Origin of the sequence: Corynebacterium mastitidis DSM 44356 (assembly GCF_000375365.1) — a bacterium.
Lineage (GTDB): Bacteria > Actinomycetota > Actinomycetes > Mycobacteriales > Mycobacteriaceae > Corynebacterium > Corynebacterium mastitidis.
Genome location: NZ_AQXB01000001.1, coordinates 228992 through 240736 on the forward strand (window position 1 = coordinate 228992; position 11745 = coordinate 240736).

Annotated in this window: 10 protein-coding genes; 2 read left to right on the top strand and 8 right to left on the bottom strand. The window is 70.2% G+C overall.

Annotated features, from left to right (window positions below):
* Positions 1 to 28 precede the first annotated feature (28 nt).
* Both B140_RS0101105 and B140_RS0101110 read left to right on the top strand, forming a co-directional pair.
* Positions 29 to 1357, top strand: a complete 1329-nt coding sequence (locus tag B140_RS0101105) for an RbtT/DalT/CsbX family MFS transporter (RefSeq protein WP_018117505.1) — start codon at positions 29 to 31, stop codon at positions 1355 to 1357.
* A gap of 24 nt (positions 1358 to 1381) precedes the next feature.
* Positions 1382 to 2863 (top strand): mannitol dehydrogenase family protein, encoded by a 1482-nt coding sequence (locus tag B140_RS0101110; protein WP_018117506.1) that lies wholly within the window; start codon positions 1382 to 1384, stop codon positions 2861 to 2863.
* A gap of 23 nt (positions 2864 to 2886) precedes the next feature.
* Here the strand turns inward: B140_RS0101110 and B140_RS0101115 are convergent, their stop codons facing one another.
* The 8 genes from B140_RS0101115 to pgeF all read right to left on the bottom strand — a co-directional run bounded on the left by B140_RS0101115 (position 2887) and on the right by pgeF (position 11745).
* Positions 2887 to 4278: an FAD-dependent oxidoreductase gene (locus tag B140_RS0101115; protein WP_018117507.1), complete on the bottom strand. Its 1392-nt coding sequence runs from the start codon at positions 4276 to 4278 to the stop codon at positions 2887 to 2889.
* 103 nt (positions 4279 to 4381) lie between these two features.
* Positions 4382 to 7591, bottom strand: coding sequence for an isoleucine--tRNA ligase (ileS, locus tag B140_RS0101120; protein WP_018117508.1), 3210 nt, complete (start codon positions 7589 to 7591; stop codon positions 4382 to 4384).
* Between the two features lie 237 nt (positions 7592 to 7828).
* Positions 7829 to 8038, bottom strand: coding sequence for a hypothetical protein (locus tag B140_RS0101125; RefSeq protein WP_018117509.1), 210 nt, complete (start codon positions 8036 to 8038; stop codon positions 7829 to 7831).
* A gap of 103 nt (positions 8039 to 8141) precedes the next feature.
* Complete coding sequence (locus B140_RS0101130; protein WP_026165851.1) at positions 8142 to 9041, bottom strand: DivIVA domain-containing protein; 900 nt, start codon at positions 9039 to 9041, stop codon at positions 8142 to 8144.
* A gap of 249 nt (positions 9042 to 9290) precedes the next feature.
* Complete coding sequence (locus B140_RS0101135) at positions 9291 to 9584, bottom strand: YggT family protein (RefSeq protein ID WP_018117511.1); 294 nt, start codon at positions 9582 to 9584, stop codon at positions 9291 to 9293.
* A gap of 137 nt (positions 9585 to 9721) precedes the next feature.
* Complete coding sequence (locus tag B140_RS0101140) at positions 9722 to 10225, bottom strand: cell division protein SepF (protein ID WP_018117512.1); 504 nt, start codon at positions 10223 to 10225, stop codon at positions 9722 to 9724.
* Between the two features lie 63 nt (positions 10226 to 10288).
* Positions 10289 to 11011 (bottom strand): YggS family pyridoxal phosphate-dependent enzyme, encoded by a 723-nt coding sequence (locus tag B140_RS0101145; protein WP_018117513.1) that lies wholly within the window; start codon positions 11009 to 11011, stop codon positions 10289 to 10291.
* On the bottom strand, positions 11008 to 11745 hold the full coding sequence (gene pgeF, locus B140_RS0101150) for a peptidoglycan editing factor PgeF (RefSeq protein WP_018117514.1): 738 nt from the start codon (positions 11743 to 11745) through the stop codon (positions 11008 to 11010). The genes B140_RS0101145 and pgeF overlap by 4 nt, the downstream gene beginning before the upstream one ends.

Genomic DNA, 11745 nt, shown 5'->3' on the forward strand with positions numbered 1-11745 from the left:
GCCGCCCCGACCCGGAAAGGTGACCGGAATGACTCATTCCCCCGCAGGAGCCCGCCGCGGGCTCGTCGAGCGCCTCCAGATACCCCGCCCCCTGCTCTGGGGATTCGTGGGGCTGACCATCTTCATGATCGGCGACGGCGTGGAGACCAACATCCTGGAGCCCTTCCTCAGCGACGAGCACGGCTTCACCGTCAGCTCCGCGAGCAGGCTGGTCACCGTCTACGGCGTGGCCGTGGCCATCGCGGCCTTCTTCGCCGCCGCCCTGTCCGACCTGTGGGGACCCCGCAGGGTGATGATCCTCGGCGCGGCGGTCTGGGTGACGTTCCAGATCGGGTTCCTCTGCCTGGCGCTCACCACGGACAACACCGCGCTGATCTTCCTGTGCTACGGGCTGCGCGGCTTCGGCTACCCCCTCTTCGCCTACGGCTTCCTGGTATGGATCACCGCCACCGCGCCCGCCCGCCAGCTCGCCAGCGGCGTGGGCTGGTTCTACGTGGCCTTCTCCGCCGGGCTGCCCACCCTGGGCGCGCTGACCGCCACGGTCTCCATGAGCCTGTTCGACCTCACCTACTACCAGACGCTCTGGGTCTCCCTCGTCCTCGTGGTGCTCGGCTCCCTCGTGGTGTTCCTCGGCGTCAAGGAGCGGCGCGGGCGCGGCCCCCTGGTGGCCAACGCCTCCGACGTCGGGGCCACCCTCGCCCGGGGCCTCCGCCTGCTGTGGACGGATCGCCGCGCGCGGTTCGTCACCTACATCCGCACCATCAACTCCATCCCCACCTACGCCATGGCGGTGTTCTTCCCCGCCTACTTCCACGAGGACCTGGACTGGCCCCGCTCCTGGTTCCTCCTGCTCACCGCCACCATCTACGCCGTCAACCTGCCCTTCAACCCCATCTACGGCCGCCTGGGAGATCGCTTCGGCTGGTGGCGCACCATGATCTGGGCGGGGCCGGTGTGCTGCACCATCACCCTGGGCCTGGTGTACTTCACCCCGCTGCTCGCCCTGGACGCGGGGCTGAGCGACCGCACCGCCTTCGGCCTCACGCTGGTGGCGGGCGCGCTCTTCGGGGTGGCCCTGGCCGGGTACGTGCCGCTGTCCCCCATCGCCGTGGCGCTCGACCCCACCCACCCCGGCGCGGCCATGTCCGCCTACAACCTGGGCGTGGGCGGGGCCGTGGCCGCGGGGCCCGCCCTGGTGGCGCTGCTGTACCCCCTCATCGGGGCCACCGGCCTAGTCCTGGTGATGATGGGCCTCTTCGTCCTCGCGGGCGCCATGTGCCTGGCCTTCAAGGGCCTGCAGCCGGGCTTCGACGGCGTGCCCGCCACCGCCACCCTTGCTTCTTCCTCCCCTTCCTAAGCAATCTTTCCAAGGAGAATCATCATGTCCCTCCCTCGTCTGGGTTCCTCCGTCCTCGACTCCCTGAACGGCACCGAGGTCGCCGTGCCCGCCTACGACCGCTCCCGCGTCACCCCCGGCATCGTGCACTTCGGCGTGGGCGGCTTCCACCGCGCGCACCAGGCCCGCTACCTCGACGACCTGATGAATCAGGGAAAGGCGATGGACTTCGGGATCGTGGGCATGGGTGTCATGCCCTCCGACGCCCGGATGCGCGACGCCCTCGCGGGCCAGGACCACCTCTACACCCTGGTGGAGAAGGCCCCCTCCGGCAGGCAACGCGCCCGCGTCATCGGCTCCCTCATCGACTACGTCTTTGCCCCCGACGACCCCCGCGCCGCCGTGGCCCGACTGGCGGACCCCGCCATCAAGATCGTGTCCCTCACCGTCACCGAGGGCGGCTACGCGCTGGATGCCAACCCCCACGTCCCGGCGGACGTCGCCGCGCTGCGCGCGGGTCAGACGGGAGACCTGCGCACCTTCTTCGGTCTCATCACCGCAGCCCTGGCGCGGCGCCGCCGCGAGGAAACGCCGCCCTTTACCATCATGAGCTGCGATAACATCCAGGGCAACGGGGACATGGCGCGCGAGATGTTCCTCCGCTTTGCCCGCGAGGCGGACGCGGACCTGGCTGGCTGGGTGGAGGAGAAGGTGGCCTTCCCCAACTCCATGGTGGACCGCATCACCCCGGAGACCACGGACGCCGACCGCGCCGAGGTAGCCTCCCGCCACGGCTACGCCGACGCCTGGCCGGTGGTGTGTGAGGACTTCAGCCAGTGGGTGATCGAGGATCGCTTCCCCCTGGGCCGCCCGCCCTACGAGGACGCCGGGGCGCAGATGGTGCGCGACGTCATGCCCTACGAGCTGATGAAGCTGCGCCTGCTCAACGCCTCCCACCAGGGCCTGTGCTACTTCGGCTACCTCGCCGGGCACCGCCTGGTGCACGAGGTGGTGCGCGACGAGCGCTTCTCCCGCTTCCTGCTGGCCTACATGGAACAGGAGGCCACCCCCTCGCTGCGCCCCGTGCCCGGCATGGACCTGGACGCCTACCGCCATCGGCTCATCGCCCGCTTTGGCAACGAGGCCGTGCGGGACACCGTGGCGCGCCTGTGCGCGGAGTCCTCCGACCGCATCCCCACCTGGCTTATCCCCGTGATCCGGGAGAACATGGCGGCGGGCCGCCCCGTGCGGCTCAGCGCCGCCATCGTGGCCAGTTGGGCGCGCTACGCCGAGGGCACGGACGAGCAGGGCGAACCCATCGCGGTGGTGGACCGCCTCGCGGATTCCCTGCGCGAGCACGCCGCCGGGAACCGCGAGGACGCCCTGGCGTTCCTGCGCTACCGCGAGGTGTTCGGGGACCTCATCGACCACCCCGAGTTCACCGAGCCCTACGCGGAGGCGCTGCGCAGCCTGCACTCCCGGGGCGCGCTGGCCACCGTGGCCGCGCTGGCGGACTCCGCCCGCTAGCGCAGCCTGGGTGAGCGAGGCCCCTAGCCCAGGAGCGCGTTAAACACCTCGGAGCTGCTGGGGTGGGTGTAGATGCCCGCCCCCAGCTCCGAGGCGGGCACGCCGTGGCGCATCGCCACCGCCACGGTGTTAATCAGCTCCTGGGAGTCCACGCAGTACAGCGTGGCGCCCAGGATGCGGTCCTCCTCCTCGTCCACCAGGAACTTCGCCCGGCCCTGCGACTGCCCCAGGATCTTGGGCCGGGGCATGATCGCGATGTCCGCGATGTCCTGGGCCCGCACCGCGAGGGTGTGCCCGCGCCGGGCCGCCTCCTCGCGGGCCTCCCGCTCCCCCATGCCGATCTGGGAGAGCGGCGGGTTGAGGAACGTGGTGGTGGGAAAGAGCCGCCCGGCGGCAGAGCGCGGCGCCGCGCCGGCGCCCCAGCGGTCCTCCAGGATGATCCGGTGGTCGTCGTAGGAGATGTAGGTGAACTGCGGGCCGCCCGCGACGTCCCCGGCGGCGTAGATCCCCGGCGCCGAGGTGCGCAAGTGCTCGTCCACCCGCACCGCGCCGCGCTCGGTCACCTCCACGCCCGCCGCCTGGAGGTTCAGGCCCTCGGTGTTCGGGCGCCGCCCGATCGCCAGCAGCGCGTAGTCCGCCTCCACCGTCTCCACCGGACCCGCCCCGCCGCCACCGCCGTAGCGCACGCTCACCCCGCCGCCCTCCATGGCCGCAAAACCCGTCACCCGCGCCCCGCCGACGATCTCCACGCCCTGGGCCTCCAGGTCCGCCCGCGCTACCCCGGCGATGTCCCGGTCGTAGCGGCCCAGGAAGGCCTCGGAGCCGTCGAGCACCGTGACGCGGCTGCCAAACTGGGCGAACATCGTGGCAAACTCCAGGCCGATGGGCCCGCCGCCCACCACCGCCAGGCGGTCGGGCAGCTCCGGCAGGCGCTGCACGGCGGTGGAGTCCACCACGCGGTCCAGATCCACCCCGGGGACGTCCGGGCGCACCGGCACGGCGCCGGTGTTGATGACGATGGTCGGCGCCGTGAGGGTGAGCGCCTCCGCTCCCCCGGTGACCTCCACGGTGTTCGGCCCGGTAAAGCGTCCGTGGCCGTCGATGACCCGCACGCCGCTGTCCACCGCCATCTCCTTGTTGGCGGCGTTGAGCCGGGCGACGAACTCGTCGCGGTGGCGCCGGGCCTCGGCGAAGGCCCCCGCGTGGTCCTCGCCGCCGCCGATCCGGTGCCGGTGGGCGGCGGTGAGCAGGGTCTTGGTGGGCACGCATCCCACGTTGATGCAGGTGCCGCCGTACATCTGCGGCGACTGCTCCACGATGGCCACGCGGTCTCCCGCGCGGCCCCGCTTCATGGCGATGGTCTTGCCGGCCTTGCCAAAGCCGAGAACGATCACGTCCAGCTCGATGTTCCTCATACCCGGTACAAGGCCGCGGCGGCGGCTTCTATTCCGCGCATGCCCCGCCACCGCTCCGCGCCACCCGAGGCCGCTCTCCACCGCTCGAGGCGGCTTGAGGCCGCTAGGCCCGGCGCACGGCGGCCCGCACGCCCTTGAGCACCTCGTGGGTCCGCTCCCCCTCCGGCAGCTCCCCGGTGGTGATCTCCATCGCGGTGGCCAGCACCTCGCCCGCGATGAGGTCGCGGTGGCGCCGGGCCCAGTCCTCCTTGTCCTGCGGCACCGCGAGCGCGACCTCGATGCGGTCCGAGACCTCGAAGTCCTCCGCCTTGCGGGCGTCCTGGAGCCCGCGGATCACGTCCGCCGCCCAGCCCTCGGCCTCGAGCTCCTCGGTGACCGTCATGTCCAGGGACACCAGGCCGCCCAGGCCCTCGATCCGGGCGGTGGACTCCGGGTTGGCGGCCACCAGGCGCTCGGTGAACTCCTCCGGGCCCAGCTCGATGCCGTCGGCCACCACGGTCTGCCCGGCGCGCTCGTAGTCGCCCGCCTTGACCGCCTTGATGGCGCGCTGCACGTCGCGGCCCAGGCGGGGGCCCGCGACCTTGGCGTTGACCACCACCTCGAAGCGGCCCACGGCGTCCACGTCGTCGCTTAAGCGCACGTCCTTCACGTTGACCTCGTCGCGGATGATCGCGGCGAAGTCCGCCAGGGAATCCGAGCCCGGCATCGCCACGGTCAGCGCCGGGAGCGGCAGGCGGTTGCGCAGCTTGTGAGCCTTGCGCACCGAGGAGGCCGCCGAGCACACGCCGCGCACCGCGTCCATGGCGGCCACGAGGTCCGCGTCCGCCGGGAAGTCCTCGGCCCGCGGGTAGTCGGTGAGGTGCACCGAGCGCTCGCCGGTCAACCCGCGCCAGATCACCTCGCTGATGTAGGGCAGCAGCGGGGCCGCCACGCGGGTCAGCGTCTCCAGCACGGTGTACAGGGTGTTGAAGGCCTCCGGGTGGGCCTCGTCGCCCGCCCAGAAGCGCTCGCGGGAGCGGCGCACGTACCAGTTGGTCAGGGCGTCGCAGAACCACCGCACCTGGTCGCAGGCGGCGGCGATGTCCGTGGCGTCCAGGCAGGCCTCCACCCCCGCCACGAGGTCGTGCAGCTTGGCCAGGATGTAGCGGTCCAGCACGTCCGTGGAGTCCACCGACCACCGGGCGGGCTTGGAGGAGTAGAGCTGGAGGAAGGAGTAGGCGTTCCACATCGGCAGCAGGGCCTGACGCACGCCCTCCCGGATGCCGCGCTCGGTGACGATGAGGTTGCCGCCGCGCAGGATCGGGGAGCTCATGAGGAACCAGCGCATGGCGTCCGAGCCGTCCCGGTCAAAGACCTCGTTGACGTCCGGGTAGTTGCCCTTGGACTTGGACATCTTCAGGCCGTCGTCGCCCAGCACGATGCCGTGGGCCACCACCTTCTTGAAGGCCGGGCGGTCAAAGAGCCCGGTGGAGAGCACGTGCAGCAGGTAGAACCAGCCGCGCGTCTGCCCGATGTACTCCACGATGAAGTCCGCCGGGGCGTGGGACTCGAACCACTCCTTGTTCTCGAAGGGGTAGTGGAACTGCGCGAAGGGCATCGAGCCGGAGTCGAACCACACGTCCAGGACGTCGGGCACGCGGCGCATGGTGGACCTGCCCGTGGGGTCGTCCGGGTTGGGGCGGGTCAGCTCGTCGATGTCGGGGCGGTGCAGCGAGGCGGGCCGCACCCCGAAGTCCCGCTCGAGCTCGTCGAGCGAGCCGTAGACGTCCACGCGCGGGTACTCGTCGTCGTCGGACACCCACACGGGGATGGGCGAGCCCCAGTAGCGCGAGCGCGAGATGTTCCAGTCGCGCGCGCCCTCCAGCCACTTGCCAAACTGCCCGTCGCGCACGTGCTCCGGCATCCACTCGATGCCCTCGTGGTTGAGCTCCACCATGCGGTCCCGGATCTTCGTCACGGAGACGAACCAGCTCGGCAGGGCCATGTAGATCAGCGGCTCCCCGGAGCGCCAGGAGTGCGGGTAGGAGTGCACGATGGTCTGGTGGCGCAGCACCCGGCCCGTGGCCTTGAGGTCCTTGATGATGCTCTTGTTGGCGTCAAAGACGAGCTGCCCCTCGTACTCGGGCACCAGGGAGGTGAACTTACCGTCCATGTCCACCGGCAGCACCATCGGCACGCCCTCCGCCTGGCAGGTGTTCATGTCGTCCTCACCGAAGGCCGGGGCCTGGTGGACGATGCCGGTGCCGTCCTCGGTGGTCACGTAGTCCGCGCCCAGGATGCGGAAGGCGCCCTCCTCGGCCTTGTCCGCAAAATGCGGGAAGATGGGCCGGTAGGTCAGGCCCACCAGGTCCGCGCCCCGGAAGGTGCCGAGGACCTCCGCGTCCTCGCCCAGCTCCTTGGCGTAGGCCCCGCGCAGGCCCTCGGCCAGCAGCAGCGTGGCGCCCGCGAAGCCCTCGGCGCCCTGTTGGCCCACCCGCACCAGCGCGTAATCCACCTCCGGGTTGACCGCCAGCGCCATGTTGGAGGGCAGCGTCCAGGGGGTGGTGGTCCAGGCGATCGCGGCGGCCTCGCCCAGCTCCGGGTGCTCCGCCAGCGTGGCCTGGGCCGGGGTGCCCTCCCGCGCGCCGGTGAGCGGCATGGTCACCGTCAGCGTGGGGTCCTGGCGCTCCTTGTAGGAATCGTCCAGGCGCGTCTCCTGATTGGACAGCGGCGTGTGCTCCGCCCAGGAGTACGGCAGCACGCGGAAGCCCTGGTAGATCAGGCCCTTATCGTAGAGCTGCTTGAAGGCCCAGATCACGGACTCCATGTAGGAAAGGTCCATGGTCTTGTAGCCGTTGTCAAAGTCCACCCAGCGGGCCTGGCGGGTGACGTACTCCTTCCACTCCTCGGTGTAGCGCAGCACGGAGGAGGCGCAGTACTCGTTGAACTTGGCCAGGCCCATGGCCTCGATCTCGCCCTTGTCCTTGATGCCGAGCTGCTTCTCCGCCTCCAGCTCGGCGGGCAGGCCGTGGGTGTCCCAACCAAAGACGCGGGGCACGCGGTAGCCGCGCATCGTCTTGAAGCGCGGCACGATGTCCTTGACGTAGCCGGTGAGCAGGTGCCCGTAGTGCGGCAGGCCGTTGGCGAAGGGGGGGCCGTCGTAAAAGACGTACTCCGGGCACCCCTCGCGACGGCTCAGGGACTCCTGGAAGGTATCGTCCCGCTGCCAATAGGACAGCACCTGCCGCTCCATGTCGGGAAACCTCGTCGATCCCCCGGTGAGGTCCACCCGGGGGTACACCGACCCCACGGAGGCGTTCTTCTGCTCGCTCACTGCGCGTTACTCCTTCACCGTCATCCAACACGACCGCAGGGACGCGGCGACGCCGCGCGGTACCACCCTGCTTGCCGCCCCGGCGGGATTCCCCGCCGCACGGGCGACCACTTCATTGGTGTAGTGAAGGCGATGACGAGCCTTAGCCGTTCGGTTCTACTAAGCGGTCCGCCCCGCCGTTCTTCCGAATGCTCCCCGGTGATGGCCGGATCGACGCATATGCACCACAGTATAGCGCTACCCGGTGGCCCCGCGCTCCACCGAATCCCCCGGCTCCGCGTGCCGCCCCGCCGGGTGCCGCTTGGCGCTGATGTCGATCACCAGCAGCGCGGCCGCCACCGCCACGAGCAGGAACATCGCCACCAGCCCCACGGTGTACCCCGTCACGATGACAACGACGAAGCTGACCAGGGCCAGGGCGGTGCAGATCAAGGCGGCGACGAGCATGGCCCCCAGTGTAGCCCCCGAGGCATAGCGACGCCCCCACCGCCAAAGGGTGTGGCGATGGGAGCGTGAGCCGGGAAACTACGCGAAGAAACCCGTGGCGTTCTTAGCTCTCGGTGGAGTTGGTCACGGTGGAACCGCGGGACTCCAGCTCCTCGAGCTGGCTCTGCAGCATGGTCTTGAGGCGGGTGCGGTACTCGCGCTCGAAGGTGCGCAGCTCCGCGATGCGGGACTCCAGCGCCGTCTGCTGCTGCTTGACGGTGGACATGATCTCGGAGTGCTTGCGCTCCGCGTCCTGCTTGAGGGCCGTGGCCTTCTCCTCCGCCTGGCGCACCTGGGCCTCGGCGCGGCTGTGAGCGTCGGCAAGCGTGCGCTCGGACTTCTTCTCCGCGTCCGCCACCATCGTGCGGGCCTTCAGGTCCGCCTCGTTGATCTGCTTCTCGGCGGCCTGGCGGGCCTCGTCCAGCATGGACTTGGACTCCATCTGGGCCTCGGTGGTGAGGCGGTCGGCCATCTCCTGCGCCATGCCCAGGACCTTGGCGGCCTGGACGTGGGAGTCCGCCGTGGCGTCCACGGTGGCGGCCTGCGCCGGCTGCGCGGGGGCGGACGCCGTGGTGGACTTGGCCTCGGCGGCCTCCTTGCGGGCCCGCTCGGCCTCCTCGCGCGCGGCCTTGATGTCCGCCTCGGCCTTCTGCGTGGCCTTCTTGGCCTGGGTGAGCTGGGACTCGTACTCGGAACGCAGCTCCGCCTCGATCTCGCGTCGCAGCGCGGCCTCGTCCGTGGAGGAGGCGGCAGAAGAGGAGCGGGACGCGGTGGCGGCGCCGGAGGAGGAGCCCTTCAGCTCGTCCACGCGCTGGCGCAGGTCCTCGTTCTCGTCCTGCAACTGTGCGAGGGTGTCCTCCACCAAGTCGAGGAACTGATCCACCTCGTCCTCGTTGTAGCCACGCTTGCCGATCGGCGGCTTGCTAAAAGCTACGTTGTGCACATCTGCTGGTGTCAGCGGCATCGGAGATCCCTTCGAGTTTGTCGCCCCGATGGGGCTAGGCGCGAGGCACGGGGGCGCCTCACGGTTGCGTTCTTAAGTTACATGCGGTTCTTCGCAGCCAGTGTAGCTGATTCCACACTGTCACCGAGTATAGTACCTGACCTAATTCTTTAGTTGATCTTCCGTACTTCCGTCAATCAGGAGGCCAATCACAAGGCAAAACATCCACGCCTCTCCGGCCTGGTTATCGGGCTATTAGCGGCCCCGGACTTACACGAAGAAGACCGCCCGAATGATGAGCTCCAGCACCAAGCAGAGGAGAAACAGCACGATCACCGAAAGGTCCAGCGCCACTCCGCCCATGTTCAGCGGGGGTATCGCCCGGCGCAGCGCCTTGATCGGCGGGTCCGTCACGCGGAAAAGAGGCTCCGCCACCAGATAAAAGGCGCGCGGGGGGCGAAAGCTGCGGGAAAACGATTGGATCATTTCCACCACGATTCTCACGATGAGCAAGAGCGTGAAAATGCGCAGCGCGATCAGGAGTATGTAGCCAACGTCAGTCACGGTGCACCAGTTTAATGGAAACCGCGCACGCGGGCGGTTGCGGGCGGTCGCAGGCACGGCAGCCCCCACGGCATCACAGCACAGCGCCCCCGCCTCGGATCACCGGGCAGGGGCGCGGGCGCCGGGGGAAGGGCGGCCTAGCGCAGCCGGGCGGCCTCCTCCAGCTCCCGCGTGGAGATGGTGGCGCCGTCGGGGACGATGGCAAACACGCGCGGAACCAGCTTCTTCATCTGCCCGCGCAGCGCGAAGCACAGCCCGGAGGCAAAGTCCAGCACCCGCTTGGCCTCGTCGAGATCCATCCCGCTGAGGTCGAACACCACGGCGTCGCCGTCGCGGAAGGGCTCCCCCACCTCGGCGGACTGCGTGAAGGAGGTCAGACGCACGGGCACCACGGCCGGGGTGTAGGAATCCATCGCCGGGCGCGCCACCGCACCCCGGCTCACGGGCTCGTGGCGGCTGGGCGCGGGCGTGCGCTCCCGCCCGTAGTCCGCGCCGTACTCGTAGCCCTGCTCCCGGCGGGGCTGGTAGGCGGCGCTGCCCTGCGCCTCATAGTGAACGTCCTCGCCGTAGTAGGCGTCGTCGTGGTAGGCGTCCGCCGGCGCCAGGCCGAAGAACTCCTTGGCATTCTTGATGATCGACATCTCTCACGTCCCCTTCGCTCGCGTCGGCGTCTGTTCCGCCGCGATGGCCAACTTGAATGCTCACTAGGCTAACGGGCGCGCGCCCATGATGCCCGTTCCGACACGCACAATATCCGTTCCCGCCGCGATGGCCTCGCTCATATCGGAGGACATCCCGGCGGACAGCCGCAGCCCGCGCCCCCACCGCCGCTCCTGCTCGGCGCGGATCTCGTGGGCACGGGCAAAGACCTCCGCCGGATCGCCGCCCACGGGCGGGACGCACATGATCCCATCGAGGCGCAGGTGCTCCGCCTGGACGATCAGCTCGCACAGCGGGGCGACGTCGCCCGCACCTCCCCTGTGGGGGTCGCCGTCGGCGCTCCACTGAACAAAGCAGGGCAGCGGGCCGGGGCGCTCGCCGCGCTCGCGCGCCCGCCCGGCACCGCGATCCAGGGCCGCGACGAGCCTCGGGGAGTCCACCGAGTGCACGCTGGCCGCCCACCGCGCCACGGCGTTGGCCTTCTTCGTCTGCACCTGCCCGATCATGTGAAAGCGCACCCGCGGCAGCTCCTCGGCCTTGGCGCGCGCCTCCTGCTCCCGATTTTCCCCGACGTCGGTCACCCCCAGCTCGGCCAGCAGCGCCACGTCCGAGGCGGGGTGGAACTTGGTCACCGGCAGCAGGGCGATCCCCTCGGGGTCTCGCCCGGCGGCCCGGGCCGCGCGCGCTATCTCCCCGCGCACCCCGGCCAGGTTGGCCGCCAGCGCCTCTTTCCGCTCTTGCTGTTCCTGCTGTTCCTTTTGCATCATCGCGTTTCCTCCGGGTTCAGCCACACCAGGCCCGCCTGGCGCCCCGTGACGCCCTCGCGGCGGTGCGAGAAGAAGTCCCGGTCCGCGATGGTATCGCGGGGATCAACATCCACGGCCCGCACGCCCGCCTCGCGGAGCTGACGCTCCAGGCCCGCGCGCAGGTCCAGGCCCGGGGTGCCCGCCTGCGTGCGGGCGTAGGAGCCGGGCAGGCGCTTGTCCACGTCCCGGGCCATCTCCTCGGGAACCTCGTAGGACTCCCCCGACGCCGCGGGTCCTAAGAGGGCGTGGATGTTGCCCGGGGTGGCACCGCAGCGCCGCATGGCCTCCACGGTGCGCGCGAGGATGCCGTTGCGCGCACCGAGGCGGCCCGCATGGACCGCCGCCACCACCCCGGCCGTGGCGTCCGAGAGGAGCACAGGCACGCAGTCCGCCACCAGCACCGCCAGCACCAGGTTGGGGGTGGTGGTGACCAGGGCGTCCGTGGCCGCCACCGGCTCCCGCGCCGGCTCCGAGACCACGGTCACGGTGTTCGTGTGGAGCTGCTCCATCCACACGAACCGCTCGGCGGGCACCCCCACCACCCGAGCCAGGCGCCGCCTGTTCGCGCGGACGGACTGGGGATCATCTCCCACGTGCAGGCCAAGGTTGAAGGACTCGTAGGGGGCAGCGGAAACCCCGCCCGCACGGGTGGTAAACACCTTGCGGACGGGGCGGGGGCTCTCGGTCAGGGGCAT

Bases quoted from the DNA above. Each gene is read 5' to 3' on its own strand.
- B140_RS0101105 (WP_018117505.1), top strand. From the start codon at position 29: ATGACTCATTCCCCCGCAGGAGCCCGCCGCGGGCTCGTCGAGCGCCTC.
- B140_RS0101110 (WP_018117506.1), top strand. From the start codon at position 1,382: ATGTCCCTCCCTCGTCTGGGTTCCTCCGTCCTCGACTCCCTGAACGGC.
- B140_RS0101115 (WP_018117507.1), bottom strand. From the start codon at position 4,278: ATGAGGAACATCGAGCTGGACGTGATCGTTCTCGGCTTTGGCAAGGCC.
- B140_RS0101125 (WP_018117509.1), bottom strand. From the start codon at position 8,038: ATGCTCGTCGCCGCCTTGATCTGCACCGCCCTGGCCCTGGTCAGCTTC.
- B140_RS0101130 (WP_026165851.1), bottom strand. From the start codon at position 9,041: ATGCCGCTGACACCAGCAGATGTGCACAACGTAGCTTTTAGCAAGCCG.
- B140_RS0101140 (WP_018117512.1), bottom strand. From the start codon at position 10,225: ATGTCGATCATCAAGAATGCCAAGGAGTTCTTCGGCCTGGCGCCGGCG.
- B140_RS0101145 (WP_018117513.1), bottom strand. From the start codon at position 11,011: ATGATGCAAAAGGAACAGCAGGAACAGCAAGAGCGGAAAGAGGCGCTG.
- pgeF (WP_018117514.1), bottom strand. From the start codon at position 11,745: ATGCCCCTGACCGAGAGCCCCCGCCCCGTCCGCAAGGTGTTTACCACC.